Below are 24,360 nucleotides of genomic sequence, written 5' to 3' on the forward strand. Positions count from 1 at the left end.
CAATAATAGACAGGCGGAATATATAAATAGCGTGATATCTAAATTATAATTCTTTTACATCCGGCTGATTGGTGAGGTTAGAATGCGGTTAATAGTCATGTTGGTAAGCGTTGTGCTCTCCACCCAGCTTTGGGCGGGTGAACTTTCCAGGCCCACCGGTAAAGTTCTTTTAACGTTATCCGGTAATATTGAAAATACAAATGAAGATGGGAAAGCGGTTTTTGATACCGCCAGCCTTGAGAAGCTGGGCATGGTAAGTTTTCAGACCACCTCCCCCTGGTATAATGGACGTACGACCTTTACGGGTATTCCACTACAAAAACTCATGGATTATGTTGGGGCGAGCGGCTCCGTTGTAAAGGTTACTGCGCTTAATGACTACACCACCGTTATCCCTCTCAGTGATTTCAAAAAATACAATGCCATCCTTGCTTTAAAAATCAACGGAAAATATATGCGCATCCGTGATAAAGGCCCATTATTCATTGTGTACCCCTATGACAGCATGCCGGAACTAAATAATCAGATTTATTATTCAAGGTCTGCATGGCAGGTCAGTAGTATGGATATTGAGTAAGCGTTCAGAGGAACATCATGAACAGAATACTGGCTGGCATCATCTTTTTTCTTTTTATATCGACCGGATATATCTCTTTCCTCGTGCATGAAAGGCAACAAGAGCTACAAAAACTGACTCACTACACCGATTCCTGGTCTGCCGCTCAGTTGGTATCTCAATATTACCGATTTGAATCGTTGCTTGGTCTTTACACTATCGATGATACGATGAATCTTGATGATGTACGCATGCGTCTCGACATTATGCTCAGCCAGAGTGATTTGATAAAAGAAGGTGATTTGGGGCGCTACATAGAAAGCAATATAGCCCACCGTGAGCTAGCGGTAACACTTGAAAATATCCTTAGTTATCTGGATGATAATCTCGAGAAAATGAACCGTCCAGCACTCCAGGCGTATCTGAAAAAAATGCATACCCTGGATGCACAACTTGGGCGTCTTTCATCCGGCGCATTAAACAAAGATGTTAACTCGATTAATAACGCCAACCAAAAAATTCAAACGCTGTACTATATTTACTCAACGACATCTGTACTGCTAATAATACTGAGTGCGATTCTGGGCGTGCTCATTTTTTATCAAAACAGAAATATTCTGCGGGGGCACCTTCAGGTCAAGAGTCTTGCCGAAGAACTGCAAAAATCGAAGGAAAAGCTACAGATTCAGAATGCCAAGCTGGAATATGACGTCTACCATGACTCGCTCACCGAGATGAATAACCGTCAGCTATTCTGGAGCGATTTAAATAAAACAATCGAAATGGCAGAGAAAAATAACGATGCTGTGACTGTGATGTTGTTTGATTTAGATCGATTCAAAGAGGTCAATGATACGTATGGTCATGATGCCGGTGATATGTTACTGCGCCAGATATCCGATCGTCTGATTTCGACAAGCCTTACGTCGGATACGCTGTATCGCTTAGGCGGGGATGAGTTTGCGTTTCTCTCAAGTGGCCTGACAGAAAGTCGGGCCGTGTCGCGAGCCCAGAAAATATGTGAGTTTATCAGCCAGCCCTACACCATTTACAACACAATTATCAACATAACTACCTGTGTTGGCATTGTTATCTCAGAAAATGAGCGTCGCTCCGACTATCTTTATAAATTTGCCGATCTGGCCCTTTATGAAGCCAAAAATGAAGGCTCTGGCAAGATAAAAGTCTTCCGGCAACGAATGTTAGAAAAATTGCAGGAAAGCAGAACGCTTGAGCATGATATGGCATTAGCAATAGTCAACAAAGAGTTCGTGGTGTATTACCAGCCTATTGTCGATTCTTTCAGTCAGAAAATATACAGCTATGAGGCGCTAATTCGTTGGGTCCATCCTCTCAAGGGCCTCCTGTCGCCGGATAGCTTTATTCCTGTTGCTGAAAAAACAGGGATGATTAATGAGATGGGGAAAGCGGTGCTGGAAATTGCCTGCAGGGAAGCCGCGGGTTGGGCGGTTCCGGCTAAAATTTCAGTCAATGTCTCCCCTGTCCAGCTAAGCAGCAAGGCCTTTGCAGGAATCGTGTTAACCATTCTGAAAGAAACTGGACTTCCACCTGACCGCCTCGAACTGGAAGTGACTGAATCCTCTCTCTTTACCGAGAGTGCTACACCGATAAATACGCTTAATAAGCTCCGGACCCTGGGGGTAAAAATCTCCATCGATGATTTCGGTACCGGATACTCTTCTCTTTCGCGCCTCAGCAGACTGGCCTTCGATAAAATCAAAATAGACAAGTCCTTTGTGCATTCGATATCTACGCAGGAAGACGCCCTGACTATCATCAAACTGATCACGGGTATGGCGAAATCTCTCAATATGAAGGCTGTTGCAGAAGGTGTTGAAACGCAGGAGCAACTGACAAGACTTCAGGCTCTGGGCTGCGATTTCGCGCAAGGATATCTGTTTGGTAAACCTCAGCCTTGTATCGATGAAGAAATCAGAAACGGTTAAATCGCGGTCGGCACATTTGCCCGTGGGTGCAGGGCCGCATTTTTATCATCGATTACACACCGTGAAAATTATCCCTGCTTAAACGCATCAGAAAACGGCAGGGATAACCTTCGCGAACAACGGATATTTTTGCCCCAGATTTACTCGCTATCAGGCTAATTAATCATTAACCGTAGGGCTAAATCCTTCGGATAAGGATCAAAATAGTTCTGGGTAAGCAAATAGCTGTCTGGGTATTCAGCAAGGTAGTGCTTGAGCAGAGTCAGTGGCGCCAATATTGGCAGCAGTCCGCCGCTATAGTTGAGGATAACGTCACGCAACTCTCCGCGCTGGCGGGTGTTCAACCGATCGCGGAAGTAGCCCTGAATATGCATCAGTACGTTGGTGTGATTTTTCCGTGAGGCGGGCTTTTTGAGGATCGCCATTAGCTTTTCGCGATATACCACGAAAAAAGCGTCCAAATCATCCCACTGATGGAGCGAGGCGACAAAAGGGCCAATATCCCGGTAACCCGCCTGGTGATGAGCCAAAAGCTGGAGCTTATAGCGGCTGTGGAAGTTGAGTAAACCGTGGCGAGTAAGACCAGAGGCTCGCAGCATATTAAGCTCATGTAACGCGAACACTCGCTCGACAAAGTTCTCCCTCAGCACCGGATCGTGCAAGCGGCCATCTTCTTCGACCGGCAACCACGGGTAGGTTTCCATTAAGGTGCCGGTAAACAGACCGGTTCCCTCTTTTCGCCCGCGATTTCCCTTTTCGTCATACAGCCTCACTCTCTCCATTCCGCAGCTCGGTGATTTAGCACAGACGATAAAACCCGACAGACCGCCAAGCCCATTGATATACGAAGCAGTGAAATCGGACATTTTATCGGTTACATCCTCACCAGGCGCATGGCTAAAACACATGCGGATATTCCCCTGGGCGGTTTGAACCAAACGCAACGCGGGGCGTGGTACAGGCAAACCGATGGACATCTCCGGGCAGACAGGTTTAAAAGTCACCCACTGAGCCAGCTCGTCCATCACAAATCCCATCCGTTTATGCCCGCCGTCAAATCGCACGGCTGAGCCGGTTAAACATCCACTAATCCCGATGACAGGTTGAGTGTTCATAACGCCCCCTCTTTTTTGACGCCCTTTTTCGGGAAGAAAAGTATGACTGTTTCACTAATAAATCATAGCGTACGTTATTTATCTGTCGCAGGCTCCCTACGAAAAACAGGTTAACCAATTTAAGTAAATATGCGCAGCGAAAGTTGGTAATTCCCCTGAACGGTTCTATAGTCGGGACTGCTTCTCATTACAGGGTTCACTAATGCGATTTAACGGACTGACTAAAGGTTTCTTCATTTTCATACTTGCCCTTGTGACCTGGGCGTTCTTCGATGTGTTGTCTCCCTATTTCTCTGCCATTTTGTGGGCCGCAATCTTAACCACCATCTTTAACCCGGTGAAAAACAGACTGCGCAGCGCGCTTGGCGAACGTAACGGGCTGGCGTCACTGCTCACCATCGGCATCATCTGTCTGATTGTTTTTATCCCACTGATGGTGATCTTCTCCTCGTTGGCTATTGAGCTGAACGTGGTGTATGCCAAATTACAACAAAACGACACTCAGTTCCCGGAAGTGGTCACCGCCATTATTTCGTATCTTCCTGACTGGGCCAGAGGATTCCTCGCAGAACATAATCTGGATAACGTCGCGCAGATCCAGAAAAAACTGTCCGACGTTGTACTGCAGGGTGGACAGTACCTCGCCGGCAGCGCGTTTCTGATTGGTAAGGGGACATTCGGCTTTGCTATTAGCTTTGGCATCATGCTGTATCTGCTGTTTTTCTTACTGAAGGACGGGCCGTACCTGGTGCGCCAGATTCTGGACTCATTACCGCTTTCTGATTTTGCCAAACAGCACCTGTTTGCCAAATTCGTCGGCGTGACGCGGGCAACGGTCAAGGGCACAGCGGTCGTGGCGTTGGTTCAGGGTATTCTTGGCGGCATCGCGTTTGCAATTGTCGACATCGACGGCAGCGTTCTGTGGGGCGCGCTGATGGCGTTTCTCTCCCTCGTGCCCGCGGTCGGCTCAGCGATCGTCTGGGTACCTGCGGCAATCTTCCTCTTCGCCACGCACCAGCTTTGGCAAGGGCTGTTTATCGTTGGCTTCTTCGTGATTATCGTCGGGCTGGTGGACAATATCCTGCGCCCGCTGCTGGTGGGTAAAGACACCAAAATGCCGGATTATCTGATTCTGATTTCCACTCTCGGCGGAATGGAGATCTACGGCATTAACGGCTTTGTGATTGGCCCCCTGATTGCCGCACTGTTCATTACCTGCTGGAACCTGTTTTCCGGGCGCGATCATGAAGGTAACGTGGAAGGAATCGACGAAGCCTTTATGGAAGAAGGAAAAAATCCTCCAGATTTATGATGGCAGGACGATAACAGAAGGCGGTCCTGAGACCGCCTTTTTTATTTTCACGCAAAATCATACGTTTCCTATAATTTCAATCATGCTTATTCATTAATCGTCGCAGAAGGAACTAATCAGTGCGAATTGCCACAATCACCAACTGGGCCTACAGCGCGACGGTGTGTCTGACCATTGCCTCCGGCGTTGTCATGTTGATGGCCTCCAGCGCCGATAACACCGAACGCCAGGTGGTGGAGCAGCGTTATCAATTCGATCAACTGACCGAAGAAGTCGAGCTCGATGCCTGGTCGCTGTCCAGTCTGGCACGCGAATATGTTATTGCAAAAGACCCGGAAGCGCTTAACGCCTACCGCCAGAAAGAAGCGTCGCTGAAAGCCGTTGAACAGCGGCTGTCGAAACTAAAAGACATTGGGGCGACGGATGAAGAGCTGGCGCTATTGCATGAAGGGCTGCAGATTGTTGATACCCTGCAGGATGAGCAAGCTGCGGCGCTTGCCAGCGTCGCGCGCGGAGAAGAGTCGCAGGCCATCGCCCTGCTGTATGGCAAATCCTATGAACAGGAACTGGAGCGAGCCCAGGACCGGATAGATCATTTCCGTCAGTTACTCGACAGCCGCGTACGCAACACCATTGAAGATGCCACTCAGACATCGCGCACGCTACGTACGGCTTCGGAAGTGATGGTCGGGCTGACGGCGCTGCTATTTTTGTTTGTTCTCGGCTTTATTTTAAAACGCCGCGTACTGCGTCCCGTGGTGCGTTTGAGCGATGTGGTTAACCGTCTGGCGTCGCAGGATTACGCCGTTGAGACACCCAGCTTTAATCAGATCGATGAAATCGGCGATATGGCGCAGGCGATCCGCATTTTTCGCGAGAACGGCCTGGCACGTCAGCGACTGGAGAAAGAACGAGACGCCGACTGGGCAATCCGCGAGCTGCTCGCACGTATGACTCAACGTTTGCAAGGCTGCGAGAATTTTGCCGATGTCATTAATGTGGCAGAGCTGTTTGCGCCGAATGTTGCTCCCGGTATTGCCGGGCGGCTTTACATACTGGATCGAGAGCCCTGGCAAATGCGCTGCGTTGCGCAATGGCTTTCACCGCAGGGCAAAGCGGATGCTTTCCACCCGGACGAATGCTGGGCAGTGCGCCGTGGTCAGAGTCATCCACCGGTGCAAGGCGAACCCGATATCGCCTGCTACCATCTACCGGAATCATGCCAGCAGCATACCCTATGCGTGCCACTGATTGCCCAGGGTGAAGCCATCGGCCTGCTCTCATTCCAGAACCTCAGCAATGATTCCGCTCCCTCTCGCGCGTATCTGGAACTGATGGCGGAAGCACTCGGTTTGGCGTTAGCCAACCAGCGCCTGCGTGATGCGCTGCTGGAGAAAGCACTCTACGACCCGCTAACCGGCCTGCGCAACCGTCATCATCTGGAAGATACGCTGCGCACCCAGATGAGCCAGGCAGTGCGTAACAAAGAGCCAATCAGTTGCCTGATGATCGATATCGATCATTTCAAAAATATTAACGACCGCTTTGGCCATGAGGCGGGCGATAGCGTGATAAAAAGTATCGCCACCACTATTCAGCGCGTTGTCCATGACAGCGGCATGGCCTTCCGCTACGGCGGTGAAGAGTTTCTGGTGTTGCTGGCCAATACGGATGAGCAGGCCGCCAACCGCTTTGCGACAGATATTTATAATGGTGTACGCGAACTGTCGCTGCGCTTTGGACTCTCAGAGATTGGTCACGTTGATGTCTCTATCGGCGTTGCCAGCTATCCGCAGCACGCCCAGAGCGACAATCTTCTGCGCGCCGCAGACGTGGCGCTGTATCGCGCGAAAGAGTTAGGCCGTTCGCGCATCGTGAGCTTTGGCATGCTGGAAGCGAGCTAAGATACGTCAGTACGCCGTGCATTGCTTTACCTCTGCGCCAGGCGGTGATATGTTGACTGGATGAACACAAAACACGATATCACCGCGTTTAATCACAACCTGTGGTGGCTGCCTTCTTAAAGGCGGTCAGAATGTGTTTTCCTCATTTTAAATAACCGCCGAAAGGCGGTTATTTGCATTTAAAGACCCCTTTCGGTTTTTTGATTAAGGAGTCTTACATGAACAACAAAACTATCATCCTCACTGGCGATCGTCCCACTGGCCCGCTGCATCTCGGCCACTATGTTGGCTCTCTGCGCCAGCGCGCCACGCTGCAACATGATTATCAGCAGTTTATATTGGTTGCTGACCTGCAAGGGCTAACCGATAACGGCAGCACACCACAAAAGATCCGCAACAATATTCCCGAAGTGCTGGCTGATTACCTCGCCGCAGGAATCGACCCGTCACTCACCACCATTTGTCTGCAGTCGGCCCTGCCCGCCCTCGCTGAGCTGACCGCGCTTTATATGAACATCGTTACCGTGGCTCGCGTGGAGCGAAATCATACGGTCAAAAACGAAATTGCGCAGAAAGGATTTGCCCGCTCGTTACCGGTTGGCTTTCTGGTTTATCCCATCAGCCAGGCGGCAGATATTACCGCCTTCAAAGCCGAGGTGGTTCCCGTCGGCGACGATCAGTTGCCCATGATCGAACAGACCAATGAGATCGTGCATAAGATGAATAGTCTGTTACCGACCTCTGTCTTGTCGCATTGTAAAGCGCTACTGAGTGAGACCAGCCGTCTTCCAGGGATCGACGGTAATGCCAAAATGTCAAAATCGCTCGGCAATACACTACTCCTGTCCGCCAGCGAAGAGGCTATTCATCATGCGGTCAGCGCAATGTACACCGATCCCAATCATCTAAAAGTGTCCGATCCGGGGCAGATTGATGGCAATATGGTATTTACTTACCTCGATGCCTTTCATCCGGATAAAGCAAAAGTGGCGGAGATGAAAGCACATTATCAGCGCGGCGGGCTGGGTGACCGGACATGCAAAAACGAGCTGGAGATGTGCTTGCAGGAGCTTATCGCCCCGATGCGCGAGCGGCGGGCAACCTACATCCAGGATAAAGGTATGCTGATGGCGATGCTCAAAAAAGGAAGCGAAGAGGCGCACGAGGTCACGCAGCAGACATTAAAAGAAGTAAAGCAAGGGCTGGGTTTGCCGGTGTTCTGAACTCGAAGCACTACAGGTTCGATAATTAAAGATAGCTCCCGACGAATGACAATCGCCGGGAGTGTCGCAGCTATGCGTTGACGCGTAAAGGTAACCTCTGTCACAGAGGCTAATTAATTCGCTGTTTAATAATCCGCGCAATACGATATGTCGTTTTTTATGCAGAGCTATTTCTACCCTGCACCTTCAATTATTTCAACTAATCATTATGAATTACCCATTACATGTACGGGCTCGAAATCCTCACCTTGCCTGAGATATGATTATTTGTTAAATTAACCGCATTAGCGTTAAATACATTGAGCATTACACAGACGCTATTTATACAATAATGAATGATGGAGTTAAAATGAAGTATGCGTTTGCATTAATGTTGAGTATGGTATTATCAGGTTGTACCGCAAATGATTGGGTGGATGCTGCAAGTGGAATAATGCAGGCAAAAGACCAACACGATAAAGACGCAAGAAACAATCGCATCAAAGAAGCCAACAGGGCTGCAGGCTACTGATATAAAAATGATTAGCACATCCCTCTTCTTGTCTTTATAAACAGAAGAGGAATGGTATTCTAAACAAATTTACTGACTAAATAGCACAATTAAAATTGGTGTATAGCGCATACATATCCTTGCAGAGAATATAATAATCTAACGCTCAGTCCGCTCCGCGCCAGATGCTGGCTTTGCAAGTCCCCTGTCCCTATTCCTCATGTAAAAATGGCACTAATTGAAAGATGCCAATCCACTTCCTCATGTATATCTATATCCACACATAGTCATAAAGAAAGGATGGATGAAGATGCTAAGAGGTAAAAGAGCTGTAATTACGGGTGGAGGTGGAGGATTTGGTCAGGCGCTGTGCGTGTGGCTGGCGCAAGAAGGCGTCGAGGTGGATTTTTGCGCGCGGCGTGCTGATGATATTCAAAAAACTTGCAGTATCATCGCGGCTGAAGGCGGGATTGCAAAAGGATATATCTGTGATTTAACCCAGCCTGAATCCCTTTCGCAGTTTTCTTCACAGTTGTTAACTTCAGACAAGCCCATCGATATTTTAATCCTCAATGCCGCCCAGTGGCTGTCAGGAACGTTAGACGATCAACCAGACGCAGAAATTATCAATACCATCAGTTCAGGCCTGACAGGTGCGATTCTACTGACTCATGCATTGTTGCCTGGATTAAGACGTTCAGAAAGCGCGGATGTCGTCTCAATAATATCTTCATGTGGGATTCCGAATTTTACGGATTCAATTGCGCATCCCGCTTTTTTTGCCAGCAAACACGGGCTTAGCGGATTCACAACTAAACTGTCACACCAGTTGTCCGAAGAAAATATACGTGTGACCGGGTTGTATCCACCGGATTTCGAACTTACAGGGTTAGATACGTTTGTTGATAGTCAATCCAGAATGGGGGAACGTTTATTAAATGGACGCTCAGTCTGGGAAACTATTCGTTTTGTACTCGCTCAACCGCGTAGTTGCCATATAGGTAGTATCTACTTTCAAGGTCCAACTCGCGAGAAACTGAGTTCCAGGGACTGAATTTGGTGACGTTTAACAACACGGTCAACGTCCGCTCTTGACATAGCAGCTCTTGAAGGTCGCCAGCCAGCTAGATGGTGATGGGAATGAGTAGTCAAAAGTTGTAGCCCCCTACCAGCACCATCAGAGATTCATGATTGTAACCCCCTAAGTTACAGTTGCTTCATTCTGTAAATAATAACTAATATGTTGTTATAAGGATGTATTTTTTTGGTAGTGATTTAGATCACGGTATTTACCTCAATAATAATGTAGTTGTTAAGGGGTTGCTAAAATCATAAGCAATTAAAAAGTTTAACTTTATTGTTTTATATTGTATTATCATGAAGTCTAATTAATAGTTGTTATGGTGCTCTTGACTTTTTAACGTGCTTTTCGGCGGTGAGTTAGTTAAATTGGAGGTTTAATTATTCATGGATATTCAAGAATACTTTACTAAATTAAATGCAGAATCCCAAACAGTCTTCGAACAGTCTATATCCCAAAAAGAAACTCTTGGTAAACTACACCATTTGTCTTCGTGTATATACGAGATGTCAAATTTTTTGAGAGACCCCCAAGAAAAAAGAATTTTAGAAACTGTTAGCGCTCAATTAGAATCATCAAACTATAGTTTGATTGTAGGTTTATATAGACAAGCCTTTTCATCACTAAGACTCGCACTTGAAATGGGGTTGGGGGCTATTTATTTTTCAGCTAGTAAATTAGAAATGCATGAATGGCTTGATGGGCGAAGGGATATTAAATGGTCAAGAATAATAGATGAGGAAAATGGAGTGTATTCCAAAAGATTTATTATGGCTTTTTTTTCTGATTTAGTGAATGATTCCGAAATTTACAGAAGAAATGCAATAAACGTTTATAGAAAACTTTCAGAGTATGTTCATGGCAACAACGAGACATGGATAAATGGAAGTATCAAAATCATGTATAAAGATGAGCTATTTGAACAATATTGTCAATATTACCAGTGTGTAACTGAATCTATATTGTTCGCAGCTACATGTAGATATGCTAAAACTTTTGATGATACTGAGCGCGAATCTTTGCAATTTTTGCCAGAAGATTTTAATCATATAGAAAAAATTAGAGAATTATTCGGTAGATCATAGGAATGAATGATGAGTGAATTTTATCTACGCACAGAAAGCATAAAACAATCAGATATTTTATCCTTGTCTGTTGTAAATTCAACTGACAGAGGGATTCTAGAAGCTCTGAAATCTAATGAACCTTGTCTTCTTGAAGGCTCAAGGGGCACTGGTAAGTCATTCCTTATGAGAGTTGCGGAATTAGAGTTAGAAGAAGGAGATAAGGCATGCGTAACAGTATTTGTTCCTTTCAACATGAGCTCTTTGATAACGACTGATGATAACCTTCAGTTTTATCATTGGATGATGGCTAAGACATTAAAATACTTGCTTAATAAGCTCAGAAAAATGGGGATGGTTGTTTCAGGCTTGACTTCTAATTTACTCAGTAATGAGCATAGTGACACAGAAGAAAGCGTTGAAACCAGTTTGAAAGAAATCGTAAGACTTTTCGAAGATTCTTATAAAGGAAAGATTTCTGTTGATATATCATCTCTACCTGATATTGAAGATGTTAAAGAAGCAATACAAATCATTTGTGAAGAAAATAATCTAGATAGAGTTGTTTTCTTTTTTGACGAGGCGGCGCATGTATTTAGACCAGAGCAGCAGCGTCAATTTTTCAGTTTATTCAAAGATCTTCGCTCACCATATATTACATGTAATGCGGCTATTTATCCTGGAGTTACTCACTTCGGTGATTCTTTTGAACCAATTCATGATTGTGTATTCAAAAAGCTTGAAAGAAATATTTTAGAATCAGATTACCTTCAATATTTTAAAGATATTGTATTTAAGCAGTCAGATGAATCGCTAAAGAAAGAAATAGATAATCAAAGAGATCTTTTCAATACGTTAGCTCTGGCTTCAGGTGGTAATCCTCGAATGTTGTTGCGAACGTTACAAGATCTATCAAAATTAAATGCCAGTGGAGTTAACTCCATAATAAAGTCCTTTTATCGGAATCAAATTTGGACAGAGCATACTGATTTGGGGGAAAAGTACAAGGGGCATCGTGAAGTTATAGATTGGGGTCGAGATTTCTTGGAAAACTCTGTTATACCTCGAGTAGAAGATTATAACAAGACTCGGAGAGATAAGGGTACAGATGAATCAACAATTTATTTTTGGATTCATAAAGATGCGCCAGAACCGGTTAAGGAGTCTTTAAGACTTTTAACTTACACAGGGATAATTAGAAAGATCGATAGCGCGGTTAGAGCCACCAGATCTGAACTTGGAACAAGATATGAAATAAAATATGGGTGCATGTTATCTTTAGAAAGCAACCCACATTCTGACTCAAAAGAATTTTATAAAAATTTGTCTGTTAAAAAATTCCCTGAGTTTGGTAAGAATCATGCTAGCTATGCTGGAAGTGAAAAGCTTCTTAATAAGCATGAACTTCAATATGAAGAGTCGCTAAGATCTCTCTTGAAAAAACCAATTAATGTATTAGTAGCGCTCACAAAATGGCAAAAAGAAAGATTACAGTCTGTTGGCATTAACACAATTGAAGATCTTCATAGTAATACTGAAGAAAGTCTAATTGAAAAAATATATGGCGTAGGCCCTTCGAGAGCACGGACTATGAAAAATGCTGCGACTGCAGAACTTCTTGAATATATTTCAGGATGATTTACTGATGTTGGCTAATGTGTTCTAAAATGTGTATTCCCTATATTCAGCTGACTGAATTTATTTGACTATAGCGCCATAAATTCACCTGCAACTGGTGGAATTATGGCGTATTTTATAGCTCAGATTCCACACGTCTTGATACAAAACCATCGGACTTACCATCCAAACACTACTATCTATTACATAGATAAAATATTTTGGGGTACTTGTGGTATGACCTTAAAAAAATGTAAATAAAACCTTACAGATCAATACGTTATAATATTTAGTATTGTTCCTATTATCGGTTTAGGTCCGCTCCTCGCCCACTACGGACATTCGCTCAGTTAGCTTATCCGATCAGTACCAGAAACAGACAAGCTTGTCCTTACAGAGCTTAAACGCGGTTCAGAGCATGTCCCATCCCGTCAACAAAACATCTGTCGATTCTCAGCTAGTGGAGATGCATGAAAGCCATAAAATCAACAAATGTTTAAAATAATAATTTTGTTTAATTTAAAATTAAGTCATGCTACCGTGCTACTACACTTTCTTTAGGGCAAATCTGACACATGTCTATCGTACGCTACCCCACGACCAAGCCTTTTCCCTTTTCAGACGCCGTGCAGGTGAACGGGTTTGTTTTTCTTTCAGGCCATGTCGCCATGAGCCCCGAAGGTGAACCGTTGTATGGATCTGTCACCCAGCAGACCCGGCATATCATGCACGCCATCCGGGAAACTCTGGCGCGGGCGCATACGACGCTGAACCACATTGTGAAAGTCCAGGTTTGGTTAAGCAGCATGGAGCACTTTAGCGAATTCAATGTTGCTTACAGCGCGTTCTTCCCGGAAGGTTTCCCGGCAAGGAGCGTCGTCACCAGCCACCTTGCATTTGATTTAGACGTCGAAATAGAAGTCCAGGCGGTTGTCTGATGGAGAGAGCAAAATGAAAGACGAACGTGAACGTTTAATCACTATTTTGACGGCTTCGCTTGAGGCATTGAGAACCACGCTTCCCTTAAACACAGAAGCAGTTCTGCATGACCTTACCCGCCCCGAATCGTCCGTGATAAGCATCATTAATGGACACGTCAGCGGCAGGAAAGCCGGTGATGCGCTGTTGTCCGGCCCGGAAAATGACACGGGATTTTTAGGTTTACTGGATGCTTCGCAGCGTGTTTCCAGTCAGGTATTCAGTGGATATACCACCACCACTCTCTCTGGCACCACATTGAATAGCGCATCGACGATTTATTACAGCAAGGACGGCGTGCCGTTAGTAGCTTTTTGCATTAACGTCGATATGGATGTGGTATCAAAACTCAAACGCGACCTGGACTATTTACTCCATCCGGCCGCCGCGGCTGAAACGCCGGATAATCCGCTAGCTGATATTCAGGATAAATCTCTGGATGACGTTATTTCGAAATTCAGACCCACGGGTTCAGAAAATAAAATTGATTTCAGAAAACGGGTTATTTCTGAAATACATGCTCAGGGCTTTTTCAAGATTAAAGGCAGCGTTAATCATGTCGCTAAAGCGCTGGGCGTCACCCGATACACCGTTTACAACTATCTGGATAAATTAAATGACAAAGTCTGACACCACAGTAATTCCTTTTTATCAGGTTGATGCTTTCACCTCTCAACCTTTTGGCGGCAACCCGGCGGGCGTTTGTCCGTTAACTGAGTGGCTGCCTGACGCTGTTCTGCAAGCCATCGCCACGGAGAATAATCTTTCTGAAACCGCGTTTTTTGTGCCGTTCGAGGAGGGTTATCAACTGCGCTGGTGTACGCCTGCGGTTGAAGTGGATTTGTGCGGTCATGCCACTCTCGCTGCATCCTGGGTGCTGTTCAACAAGCTTGGCTACCAACAAGAAACTATCAGCTTCCACACCCGCAGCGGCCTGTTGACGGTGAGTAAGAACGGGGACGAACTCTGCATGGACTTCCCGGCTAAATCGGCCATGAAGATTGATACTCCTGATGGACTGCCGGCAGCCCTCGGCATTACCGCCGGTGTTATCGGGGTGTGGAAATCGGACGATCTGATTGTACTGGTCGATGACAAAAATATCATCGACGGGCTTAATCCTGACTTCAACAAGCTGGCGGTATTCGACACCCGCGGCGTGATCGTGACCGCCGCTGATAACCAGTTTGATTTTGTGTCCCGTTGGTTCGGCCCGCAGGTCGGCGTGAACGAAGATCCAGTCACCGGGTCGGCACACACTTTCCTCGCCCCGTTCTGGGCGGCGCGTACGGGTAAAAATGTCCTGACCGCTCAACAAGGCGGGAAGCGTAAAGGGGCGTTGCGCTGTGTAGTTCGGGATGACGGGCGCGTGGAATTGCATGGCTTCGCTCGTATGACCATCGAAGGAATATTCCAGTTGTAATAACGATGTATGACCGGAACGGTGACCAGGCATATAATGACCACGCCTTCCAAAGCATGATGTTTATATAAAATAAGAGTTAATAATGACAGCAAACACCAGACTTTCATTGCCAGAGACAATGGCTCTTGGCGGGATGACACTTGCGCTTTTTTTGGGTGCAGGCAATATTATATTCCCGCCGCTGGTCGGCATGCAGGCGGGCGCAAACGCCTTTAATGCAGGCTTTGGCTTTATCATCACAGCGGTTCTGTTCCCGGCGCTGGCGATTATTTCCCTTGCCATTAATGGCGGAGATATCGCGGAATTAACGAAACCCTTAGGCAAATGGCCGAGCCTGATTTTTATTGGCATTTGCTTTTTAACGCTGGGGGTTTTATTTGGTACGCCACGCACCGCGACGATTAGCTACGAGGTCATCACCGATGGCGCAGCTAGTTCCCTGATGCAGAAGATTATATTTTCCGCCGCGTTCTTTGGCCTTGCTGGCGCGACGCTGGCTAAACCCGGAGAACTGCTGGAAATCGTCGGTTTCTTCCTTTCGCCCATTAAAATTAGTGCCCTGATTTTTATCGGCGTATGTGCCTGGTTACATCCGATTGGTGAGCTCACGACCGCCACAACCGCGTATCAAACTCGCGCGTTCGATACAGGGTTCGTCAACGGTTATCAGACCCTGGATGTGATCAGTGCGCTGTGCTTTGGCGCCATTATCACCCACACGCTTAAACAGCGCGGGATCCACCATCCGCGGGGCATCTTTACCCATTCCATCGCCGCAGCCTTTATCGCCGCGGCAGGTCTGGCCGTGATTTATATCTGCTATCTGTCGATGGGGTCCCACAGCCCGGTGCGGGGCGCAACGAACGGTATGCAGGTGATGAGCGCCTATGTCGAGACTGTTTTTGGCGTTTATGGCCGGGTGTTGTTGGCGGCGATCATTACCCTCGCCTGTCTGGTCACGGCCATTGGTCTGACGACCGGAACGGCGCGCTATTTCAACCAGACGACCGGTGCGTCTTATGGGCTGCTGGTGACGCTCTCCCTGATGGTGTCAGCAGCACTTGCCGTGCTGGGACTGAATTCCCTCACCGCAATGGCGGTTCCCGTGCTGTGCGCCATTTACCCGGCTGCGCTGGTCGTGGTCGCGCTGGGCATCGTTAGAAAATGGACAGACGTGCCGACGAATCTGTATCAGTTGCTTTTCTATAGCGCCCTGGCAGTAGGAATAATGAGCTTGTTTGTAAAATCCTGAATGAACAGCCGCAAGTTCGGAAGATGTCTTTTCATTTTCGCTCAAAGCAGACCAGGCAATCAGTTGGCCTGCCTGCTTCGAGCCAGAAGCTAACATCGATAAAAAATAACTTAATGGTCGAGCTCCACCAACTTCAGACCTTAGATTGCGTATTCAAAGTTTGAGGGTAAGACAGTCACAACGGACATATAGACTTAACAGGCCGTATATATTACAAATTTAAGATCATTTTTCTCTCATAAAGTAAGGGCCTCTCCCATGTCTTTAATCATACGACAAGCAACATTAGCCGATTCGGGATTACTAAATGAGCTTGGCTACCGCTTCTATACTGCGCACTTTAAGCATATGTGGAAGTCAGAATCAGAATTTGATAATTATTTGGAGGGTGAATATTCACTTCCTGTTATTGAGCAGAGTATTAATGATAAAAACATTAGCTGGTATATAGTTGAAATCGAGCAGCCGATTGGTTTTGTGAAGCTGACATGGCAAGCAACTATCCCGAATACAGACATCAGCGGTGTTTTACTTAATAAACTCTACCTTGCCCCAACCAAAACGAATCAGCATTACGGTCAACTAATGTTTAATAAAGTCATAGATCTTGCCCGAAGTCAGGGGAAAAAATATTTATGGCTGGAGGTTCTTGAACAAAATGAACGTGCTCAAAAATTCTATAAAAAGCAGGGAATGAAACACATCAGCGACATCATTTTCGAAACAAATTCACAGAGGAGCATACTCAAGTTAATGGGGATGTGTATATAAGGCCCGCTCCTCGCTAAGACCCGTTACCCTGACACTTGTGCAGCCTGGCCTTCATTCATAAATTCTCAGTGTATCGATAACTGCTCGCAGAGCGGGAGACACATTGCGGTGCGGATAATAGAGAAATGAGCCTTCCAGGCGTTGACTGTAGCGTTGTAAAACTCTGATGAGCGACCCCTCTTCTAAATCATCGGACACCAGTTCTTCCGGAACATAAGCCAGCCCCAGCCCCAGTCTGGCGGCTTTGGCTTCCATATAACTGTCAGCAAAAGCCCATTGTCCCTGCGGCTGATGCGTTATTTTTTTACCATCCTGTTGAAGCTCCCATGTATAGAGGCTTCCATCGCCATATTGATAAGCGATGCAGGGATGAACCGCCAAATCTGCCGGGACTTGTGGAAAGCCATAGCGGCGAAAGTGTTCTGGCGTACCAACAATGGCCATCTCCATGTCGGGGGAAATACGGACCGCTATCATGCCACCGCCAACTTCCGGTCCGAGACGTACACCGGCATCGAATCTTTCCGCAATAATATCGACAAACCGACTTTCGCTAATGAGTTCCAGCCGGATGTCAGGATAGCGTTGCTTAAACACCGCAAGCTTTGGCAGGAGCAGTTTATCAATAGCGTGCTGACTGGCATTAATCCGTACCGTACCTGACGGGGACTGGCGATAATGGGCCAGCGTGGCAAGCCCCATATCTAAAGCGTCGAATCCTGACTCAATAGTCCGGTAGAGTTGTTCGCCGGCATGGGTGAGCGATAGCCTACGCGTAGTGCGAGCCAGAAGCTGAACGCCCAGTCTTTCTTCAAGTTCGCGTACGGAACGGCTTATACCTGATTGTGCCAGGCCGAGTCGTTGCGCCGCAGCGGTAAAACTCCCTTCCCGCACCACCTGCATGAACAGGTATAAATCATTATAGTTTTCCCGTTTCGCCATCACGTTTCCCTCGCTATCGCATCACCATTTAGAACAATATGGTATTAATTCTAGCAATTTTACCCCTCTAATAAGCACTATTACTGCTCACTATAATGCTCGCATTGCAACAAAGCACAGCAGTGTTGTCCGTATGAAACCTGTATCTATCACGTTTTATGAGGGGATTTTGATGACTGCCTTCACCAAAAAACTGACAGCCGCGATACCAGCCATGCTGCTCTGCGCATCATTAAGTGGAGTTACAACGATGAGTTATGCCAATACAACCAATCCGAACGCGCCAGTTTCACTGGTCGAGACATGGGATAAAACCTTCGCTAAAAGTACGAAAATTAATCACCGTAAAGTGACCTTTCAGAACCGCTTCGGGATCACCCTGGTCGGTGATCTCTACATTCCAAAGGATCGCGGCGAGCGCAAACTGGCGGCCATTGCCATCAGCGGGCCTTTCGGCGCGGTGAAAGAGCAGTCCAGCGGTCTGTATGCGCAGACGTTGGCTGAGCAGGGATTTGTTACCCTGGCTTTTGACCCTTCATATACGGGGGAAAGCGGTGGCTATCCGCGTAACGTTGCCTCTCCGGATATCAACACCGAGGATTTCAGCGCGGCTGTTGATTTCCTTGGCCTGCAAAATGAGGTTGATCGAAATCGTATAGGATTACTGGGTATCTGCGGATGGGGAGGGATGGCCTTAAACGACGCCGCGATGGATACCCGCGTGAAAGCGGTGGCGACCAGTGTGATGTATGACATGAGCCGTGCGATGGGGCATGGCGTAGGTGATGGTAAAGACCGTTATACCACTGCGGATCGTCGCGCCGTATTACAGTATCTGAACGCACAGCGCTGGGAAGATGCGAAGAACGGAGCTTTCGCGCCCGGCGGGCATGACATTTATGTTGATGAAAAGGGGGACGTCAGTACGTCGAAACGTATTCTGCCAGAAACGTTACCCGCAAATCCCAATCCGGTTCTGAAAGAATTCTTTGATTATTATCGCATGCCGCGTGGTTTCCATGCGCGTTCGGTCAACTCAACTGGGGCCTGGAATGCGACGATGCCGCTGTCATTTATGAATATGCCGCTGCTGAGCTACGCCAATGAAGTCACTATCCCCACGCTTATCGTGACCGGCGAAAAAGCCCATTCACGCTATTTTGCTGAAGATGCCTTTAGGGCGATCGGCAGCAATGAGAAAGAGCTGGTGATTGTCCCGGGGGCAAATCATGTTGATCTGTACGACAACGTTGCGGGTAAGATTCCGTTTGCTAAATTTGAGCAGTTTTTCAATACCAACCTAAGATAACCGCTCCAAGCCGCCTGATATTTACAGGCGGCTGTAAAACGCCTGTAGATCATTTTCATCCATGTTTTGACGTGATTTCCTGAATGACGTCTGTCCGGACTGCGCCTGAACCAGGCCGATTCGATATTAAGAGATCTGATAATGTCCACAGTAAGACTAAAACCACATTACGAAAAAAAGCATGCGCATTGGGGGGGCGTGTTTGCCATGACGCTGTGCGTGTTTGTGCTGATCGCTTCCGAGTTTATGCCGGTCAGCCTGCTTACGCTTATTGCCAGTGATTTACACATTACCGAAGGGCTGGCTGGCCAGGGAATTGCAATCTCTGGCGCGCTGGCGGTCATTACCAGCCTGACTATCTCCCATATTGCCGGAGATCTGAACCGAAAACATCTCCTGCAGGGGCTGACGGTTTTAATGGCCATATCGGGGATAGTCGTCGCCCTGGCACCCAGCTATCCGGTTTATATCCTGGGGAGGGCCCTGCTTGGGGTGGTCATTGGTGGATTCTGGTCCATGTCTGCTGCAACCGCCATTCGGCTCGTTCCGCAGCATCAGGTTCCCCGCGCGCTGGCGATTTTTAACGGTGGGAACGCGCTGGCTACCGTTGTAGCGGCACCGCTTGGCAGCTATCTGGGGACGACCGTGGGCTGGCGAGGGGCTTTTTTATGCCTCGTTCCCCTGGCTATAGCCGCGTTCATCTGGCAGTGGGTCAGCCTGCCATCGATGGAAAACGATAAAAAACAAAAATCCCAGAGATCTATGCTTCGTCTGTTCCGCATCACCATTGTCCCTGCGGGACTCCTGGCCTGCGGGCTCTTCTTCATGGGGCAGTTTGCCTTATTTACCTACGTGCGCCCCTTTCTTGAAACCGTAACCCGCGTAGGCCCTTCTGGTCTCTCTCTGATTTTGCTCGCAATAGGCGTGGCGGGTTTTGTCGGCACACTGGCCGTATCAATATTCCTGAACACAAGTTTTTATCAGACTTTAATCATGATCCCCCTGCTTATGGCAGTGACTGCCGGGGCGTTACTGCTGGTTGGACACAGCATCTGGGCTGTTGCCGTATTGCTCAGCCTGTGGGGACTACTAGCAACGGCTGCGCCAACGGGATGGTGGACATGGATAGCGCGGGCACTACCCGAAGATGCAGAGGCGGGTGGTGGCTTAATGGTTGCGGTGATCCAGCTATCGATTGCACTGGGTTCAACGGCAGGTGGGTTGGTATTCGACACTCTGGGATGGCGCAGTACTTTTGGCTTGAGTGGTTTCTTACTTCTGGCGGCGGCAGCAATGACGATTGTCACATCCCGTCAAAACAGCAAAGCAAACTAGAACTATCCATTCATTTCTGGCGTGCTCTCTGTCATGGCATACGGCAGAGAGCCGAGTGTCCGCCCTCGCTGATCGCGGACCATTAGCCCAGTTATCTTCTATTTTTTCACCAAATATTTTCGCATCAGTGCATTTTGTAATGTCACTCCGCGACAGGCAGGAAACCCACGTTCCACAACATGAAAACCGTGTCGTAGAAAGAACGCCTCCGCAGCCTTACTGACATTTGAAGTCAGTTCGCCAATTCCACGTTGTCTGGCTTCTTCATGAATGCGATTCATCAGTAGTGTCCCTACTCCCTGTCTCGGGTAGGTTCCCGAGACAAAGAAATGGTCAATGTACCCATTTGGCTGAACATCTGCATATCCAGCTATTTCACCATCCACTTCAACAACAAAGGGGCGTAATTCCTTCATGTGATTGGCCCATTGTTCCGGGTCGATATCCGTTGGGGCCCACGCATCTATTTGTTCCTGTGTGTAATAGTGTGATGCGAGGGTATGTACAGAAGATAAAAAGACGCTGAACAACGAAATTTCATCTCCATTACTAAACCTTCTGATTTTCATAAGACCTCGTCAGGAGAGTGACTTGTAGAACAAGTCCATTTTTGGTGCAGCGGAGCGTCAGCTCCTCGCGGTGAGTTTAATGGGTCAATGCAACGCTATTCTTAATCAAGGGAGATGCTCAGGCAACGCCATTGAGTCAACATCAAACCATCGGCCTGTGGCGGTAATGTCGCTACGCCACGGGTAAGGCTTTTTCCAGTTGAGTATGTAATATTGACTTATTGTGTAAAAAGATTACTTTTCAGGACATGAAGAAGATACTCATTATTGTTCCCGATGGCGGTATGCTGTTTGAGTCCGCCGGTATTGCCGACATTCTGATGCAGGCCAACCGCCTGCATCCCAAAGGCGCTACGAAGACGTGTTACCAGGTTCAGTTAGCGACAACGCAACCGCATCAGGTGATCCATGGTCAGTCCGGCCTAAATTTACTGGCAGATCACCGCCTGCATGAGATAGACCCTCGCGAACCTCTCGATACCATCATCATCACTGGCAGAGGTCAAAACCCGCAGGAAGGAATTGCAGTGGTTGACTGGCTACGCCTTGCCGCTCCCCACGCCCGCCGCATTGCATCCATTTGCGGCGGCGCGATGCTGCTGGCAGAAACCGGGCTGCTGGACGGCAGACGAGCCACCACCCACTGGAAGCTACTGGAAACCATGCAGGCAGAATTCCCAAAGGTGCGCGTCGAAAGCGGTCCGCTCTATATCCAGGACGAACACATCTGGACATCAGGTGGCGTCAGTTCCGGCTTTGACCTGACGTTAGCGTTAGTTGAAGAGGATTACGGCTTCAGTCTGGCGCGCGACGTCGCTCAGGATTTCGTCATGTACCTGCGCCGTCCCGGGGGACAACTCCAGTTTAGCCGCTACAACCTTCAGCAGACCAGTACCCTGGGCCCGATTAACGATCTGCTCGCCTGGCTGCTTGAGAACCTCACCGCCGATCTCAGTGTGGATAAACTGGCGGAAAAAGTCGCCATGAGCCCACGTAATTTCACCCGCGTGTTTACCCGAGAAACTGGCGCATCACCGGCACGCTACGTGGCCGAAGCTCGTCTGGCCGCTGCACGACAGCGTCTGGAGCAGACCAACGAGACGCTGGAGCGTATCGCCGAACAAACAGGATTTGGTAGCAGCATTAACCTGCGACGGCTGTTTGAAAAACAGCTTCACCTGACGCCTGGTGAATATCGTCAGCGCTTTCACTGTCGTAAAATGGCGTAAAGTGATCCTTATTTGTCATTTACGCCAACTCGTGACCGGCCTAAATTGACTCCAGAGACAACAGATAAGGAGTTCATCATGGTAAAGGTCGGTATTAACGGTTTTGGCCGTATCGGACGTAACGTACTGCGTGCTGCACTGGGTAACCCGGAGATTCAGATCGTGGCAATCAACGATCTGACAGACAGTAAAACGCTGGCGCATCTGCTGAAATACGACTCGCTGCTCGGTAAACTCGACGCCGACGTCACCGCCGGTGAGGGGCAGTTGGTGGTTAACGGTAAATCCATTACCGTGTTCAGCGAACGCGACCCAGCCAACATCCCATGGCGTCAGCGTGAAGTCGATATTGTCATTGAAGCAACCGGCTTCTTCACTGAACGTGACAAGGCGGCGGTGCATATCCACAGCGGTGGCGCAAAACGAGTGATTATCTCCGCCCCCGGTAAGAACGATGATTTAACCATCGTGATGGGCGTTAACGATCACCTCTACTCCGCGGATAAACACTTTGTCGTCAGCAACGGTAGCTGCACCACTAACGGTCTGGCACCTGCCGCACAGGTTTTGCACCAACATTTCGGCATTAAGCATGGTTTGATGAATACCACCCACGCCTATACCAACAGCCAGGCGCTGCACGACCAGCCGGAAAAAGATCTTCGTGGTGCCCGCGCCGCTGCATTGTCGATTGTCCCCTACTCCAGCGGTGCCGCGAAGGCGCTTGGCAAAGTCATCCCGGAGCTGGATGGTCGCTTAACCGGTTACTCGCTGCGCGTACCGGTTCCGGTGGTGTCCATTGTCGACCTGACCGTAACGCTTGAGCGGGATGTTACAGCAGAGGAGGTCAATAATGCGTTTCGTGACGCCGCCGCGACAGGGCCACTGAAAGGGATCCTCGGCTACAGCGATGAACCGCTTGTCTCAAGCGATTACCAGGGTGACCCGCGCTCATCCATCATCGACGGCCTGTCAACGCTGGTGATTGGCGGCAATATGGTCAAAATTCTGGCGTGGTACGACAACGAATGGGGATTCTCTAATCGCCTCGTCGACCTGGCACTGCTAATGGCAAGGCACGAACGTTAATCCCCTGCTCTCACACTCTCTCTAAATCCACGCCAGGCGTGGATTTTTTTATATCTGTTACGTGTTTGTCGCAGTGACAATCGCGCACAACGTCACGCCCCCCATTTTTAGTCGTCACCTAACGATGCTGCTGGGGTGACGCGTTTAAAAACATTAGCGATAACCCGACAAAATAATAAATCGCCAGCACTTCAACGGTCAGTTTATTAATCAGACAGTTGCGACCATAATAAAATGAGTAATGCGATCTTATTTGAGGATTCCGGCATGATCACCTTTTATCAACTTACAGCCACCCGTCTGCATGGTGAGCCCGTCTCTATGGCCGACTACGCTGGCAAACTGGTTCTGGTGGTCAATACTGCTAGCCATTGTGGCTTCACGCCGCAATATGCAGGCCTCGAAGCGCTTTACAAGAAGTACGCCGCGCAGGGTCTGGTGGTGCTTGGTTTCCCCTGCAACCAGTTCGGTAATCAGGAGCCCGGCGGGGCCGACGAAATCTCGCAAACCTGTCACATCAACTACGGTGTGAGCTTCCCGATATTTGAGAAAGTGGAAGTCAACGGTGCGGCTACGCATCCGGTGTTTCGTTACCTGAAAAACGAATTACCCGGCGTGCTGGGTGGGCGTATCAAGTGGAATTTCACTAAGTTCCTGATCGGGCGTGACGGCAAACCGCTCAAGCGTTTTGCGCCGTTCACTACCCCTGAGAAAATAGAAACCGCGATCCTTGCTGCGCTTAAAGTCTGAGCGCACCTGTCATTCAAACCGTCCCCATTATGCCCAAGCTCACTGTCTGAATAAAAAACACGCAGCAAAATCAACAAAATATAATCAACTTGCTTAATTACTCTGCAATCGCGTGAGTTCAGGAAGAAAAATGCTATTTCCCTCTTGCCTCATTCGGTCTGTGCCGCTAATATTCGTCCCCGTTGTCACCTACAACGTTGCGTTCATAGCTCAGTTGGTTAGAGCACCACCTTGACATGGTGGGGGTCGTTGGTTCGAGTCCAATTGAACGCACCATCTTGCGTCCGTAGCTCAGTTGGTTAGAGCACCACCTTGACATGGTGGGGGTCGGTGGTTCGAGTCCACTCGGACGCACCAAATTATTTCTATGATTTGGTGCTA

22 protein-coding genes and 2 tRNA genes are annotated in these 24,360 nt (G+C 48.0%); 21 read left to right on the forward strand and 3 right to left on the reverse strand.

All coding sequences use genetic code 11. From position 1 onward, the window contains the following. The first annotated feature begins 82 nt into the window (after positions 1–82). Both ABIE10_RS03460 and ABIE10_RS03465 read left to right on the forward strand, forming a co-directional pair. On the forward strand, positions 83–577 hold the full coding sequence (locus ABIE10_RS03460) for a molybdopterin-dependent oxidoreductase (RefSeq protein ID WP_016152974.1): 495 nt from the start codon (positions 83–85) through the stop codon (positions 575–577). Between the two features lie 17 nt (positions 578–594). Beyond that, a complete protein-coding gene (locus ABIE10_RS03465) occupies positions 595–2,523 on the forward strand; it encodes a putative bifunctional diguanylate cyclase/phosphodiesterase (RefSeq protein WP_137380396.1) in 1,929 nt (642 codons plus the stop codon). 155 nt (positions 2,524–2,678) lie between these two features. Here ABIE10_RS03465 and ABIE10_RS03470 read toward each other — a convergent pair whose 3' ends face one another. Continuing rightward, on the reverse strand, positions 2,679–3,638 hold the full coding sequence (locus ABIE10_RS03470; protein WP_016156416.1) for a YbgA family protein: 960 nt from the start codon (positions 3,636–3,638) through the stop codon (positions 2,679–2,681). Between the two features lie 202 nt (positions 3,639–3,840). Here ABIE10_RS03470 and ABIE10_RS03475 point away from each other — a divergent pair, with 202 nt between their 5' ends. The 12 genes from ABIE10_RS03475 to ABIE10_RS03530 all read left to right on the forward strand — a co-directional run bounded on the left by ABIE10_RS03475 (position 3,841) and on the right by ABIE10_RS03530 (position 16,756). Further along, entirely contained in the window at positions 3,841–4,950 is a 1,110-nt protein-coding gene (locus ABIE10_RS03475) for an AI-2E family transporter (RefSeq protein WP_016156415.1), read from the forward strand. A gap of 119 nt (positions 4,951–5,069) precedes the next feature. Beyond that, positions 5,070–6,854, forward strand: a complete 1,785-nt coding sequence (locus tag ABIE10_RS03480) for a sensor domain-containing diguanylate cyclase (RefSeq protein ID WP_047500554.1) — start codon at positions 5,070–5,072, stop codon at positions 6,852–6,854. A 218-nt stretch (positions 6,855–7,072) separates the two neighbouring features. Next, the gene (trpS, locus tag ABIE10_RS03485) at positions 7,073–8,077 is read left to right on the forward strand and encodes a tryptophan--tRNA ligase (protein WP_429154734.1); all 1,005 of its coding nucleotides are present in this window, start codon (positions 7,073–7,075) and stop codon (positions 8,075–8,077) included. 349 nt (positions 8,078–8,426) lie between these two features. Beyond that, positions 8,427–8,588, forward strand: coding sequence for a hypothetical protein (locus tag ABIE10_RS03490; RefSeq protein WP_016152967.1), 162 nt, complete (start codon positions 8,427–8,429; stop codon positions 8,586–8,588). A 289-nt stretch (positions 8,589–8,877) separates the two neighbouring features. Then, positions 8,878–9,621 carry an SDR family oxidoreductase gene (locus ABIE10_RS03495; RefSeq protein ID WP_429155482.1) on the forward strand — a complete coding sequence of 248 codons (744 nt, stop codon included), beginning with the start codon at positions 8,878–8,880 and terminating at the stop codon, positions 9,619–9,621. Positions 9,622–10,034: 413 nt separating this feature from the next. After that, positions 10,035–10,733, forward strand: coding sequence for a hypothetical protein (locus ABIE10_RS03500; protein WP_429154736.1), 699 nt, complete (start codon positions 10,035–10,037; stop codon positions 10,731–10,733). Between the two features lie 6 nt (positions 10,734–10,739). Beyond that, entirely contained in the window at positions 10,740–12,350 is a 1,611-nt protein-coding gene (locus ABIE10_RS03505) for a hypothetical protein (RefSeq protein WP_429154737.1), read from the forward strand. A gap of 554 nt (positions 12,351–12,904) precedes the next feature. Further along, positions 12,905–13,267 carry a RidA family protein gene (locus ABIE10_RS03510; RefSeq protein ID WP_032947028.1) on the forward strand — a complete coding sequence of 121 codons (363 nt, stop codon included), beginning with the start codon at positions 12,905–12,907 and terminating at the stop codon, positions 13,265–13,267. Positions 13,268–13,280: 13 nt separating this feature from the next. Then, the gene (locus ABIE10_RS03515; RefSeq protein WP_016152954.1) at positions 13,281–13,937 is read left to right on the forward strand and encodes a helix-turn-helix transcriptional regulator; all 657 of its coding nucleotides are present in this window, start codon (positions 13,281–13,283) and stop codon (positions 13,935–13,937) included. Further along, complete coding sequence (locus ABIE10_RS03520; protein ID WP_016152953.1) at positions 13,924–14,730, forward strand: PhzF family phenazine biosynthesis protein; 807 nt, start codon at positions 13,924–13,926, stop codon at positions 14,728–14,730. The genes ABIE10_RS03515 and ABIE10_RS03520 overlap by 14 nt, the downstream gene beginning before the upstream one ends. 85 nt (positions 14,731–14,815) lie before the next feature. Then, a complete protein-coding gene (brnQ, locus tag ABIE10_RS03525; protein ID WP_429154739.1) occupies positions 14,816–15,985 on the forward strand; it encodes a branched-chain amino acid transport system II carrier protein in 1,170 nt (389 codons plus the stop codon). 258 nt (positions 15,986–16,243) lie between these two features. Continuing rightward, a complete protein-coding gene (locus tag ABIE10_RS03530; RefSeq protein WP_016156401.1) occupies positions 16,244–16,756 on the forward strand; it encodes a GNAT family N-acetyltransferase in 513 nt (170 codons plus the stop codon). 51 nt (positions 16,757–16,807) lie between these two features. Here ABIE10_RS03530 and ABIE10_RS03535 read toward each other — a convergent pair whose 3' ends face one another. Further along, on the reverse strand, positions 16,808–17,698 hold the full coding sequence (locus ABIE10_RS03535) for a LysR family transcriptional regulator (protein WP_429154741.1): 891 nt from the start codon (positions 17,696–17,698) through the stop codon (positions 16,808–16,810). Positions 17,699–17,870: 172 nt separating this feature from the next. On the opposite strand from ABIE10_RS03535, the gene ABIE10_RS03540 reads away from it, so the two are divergent. Continuing rightward, complete coding sequence (locus ABIE10_RS03540) at positions 17,871–19,007, forward strand: alpha/beta hydrolase (RefSeq protein WP_181634777.1); 1,137 nt, start codon at positions 17,871–17,873, stop codon at positions 19,005–19,007. Positions 19,008–19,148: 141 nt separating this feature from the next. Beyond that, on the forward strand, positions 19,149–20,342 hold the full coding sequence (locus ABIE10_RS03545; RefSeq protein ID WP_429154743.1) for an MFS transporter: 1,194 nt from the start codon (positions 19,149–19,151) through the stop codon (positions 20,340–20,342). A 98-nt stretch (positions 20,343–20,440) separates the two neighbouring features. Here ABIE10_RS03545 and ABIE10_RS03550 read toward each other — a convergent pair whose 3' ends face one another. Further along, on the reverse strand, positions 20,441–20,911 hold the full coding sequence (locus tag ABIE10_RS03550) for a GNAT family N-acetyltransferase (protein ID WP_019076706.1): 471 nt from the start codon (positions 20,909–20,911) through the stop codon (positions 20,441–20,443). A gap of 248 nt (positions 20,912–21,159) precedes the next feature. Between ABIE10_RS03550 and ABIE10_RS03555 the strand changes: the two genes are divergently transcribed. The 5 genes from ABIE10_RS03555 to ABIE10_RS03575 all read left to right on the forward strand — a co-directional run bounded on the left by ABIE10_RS03555 (position 21,160) and on the right by ABIE10_RS03575 (position 24,336). Next, positions 21,160–22,140, forward strand: a complete 981-nt coding sequence (locus ABIE10_RS03555) for a GlxA family transcriptional regulator (protein ID WP_153690405.1) — start codon at positions 21,160–21,162, stop codon at positions 22,138–22,140. Positions 22,141–22,218: 78 nt separating this feature from the next. Continuing rightward, positions 22,219–23,229 (forward strand): type I glyceraldehyde-3-phosphate dehydrogenase, encoded by a 1,011-nt coding sequence (gene gap, locus ABIE10_RS03560; protein WP_047417734.1) that lies wholly within the window; start codon positions 22,219–22,221, stop codon positions 23,227–23,229. A gap of 267 nt (positions 23,230–23,496) precedes the next feature. After that, positions 23,497–23,979: a glutathione peroxidase gene (locus ABIE10_RS03565; protein WP_016152944.1), complete on the forward strand. Its 483-nt coding sequence runs from the start codon at positions 23,497–23,499 to the stop codon at positions 23,977–23,979. A 199-nt stretch (positions 23,980–24,178) separates the two neighbouring features. Beyond that, a tRNA-Val gene (locus ABIE10_RS03570) sits at positions 24,179–24,255 on the forward strand. Positions 24,256–24,259: 4 nt separating this feature from the next. After that, positions 24,260–24,336: transfer RNA gene (locus ABIE10_RS03575), tRNA-Val, on the forward strand. Positions 24,337–24,360: the final 24 nt, after the last annotated feature.

Origin of the sequence: Citrobacter sp. 506, assembly GCF_050434985.1 — a bacterium.
Lineage (GTDB): Bacteria > Pseudomonadota > Gammaproteobacteria > Enterobacterales > Enterobacteriaceae > Citrobacter > Citrobacter braakii.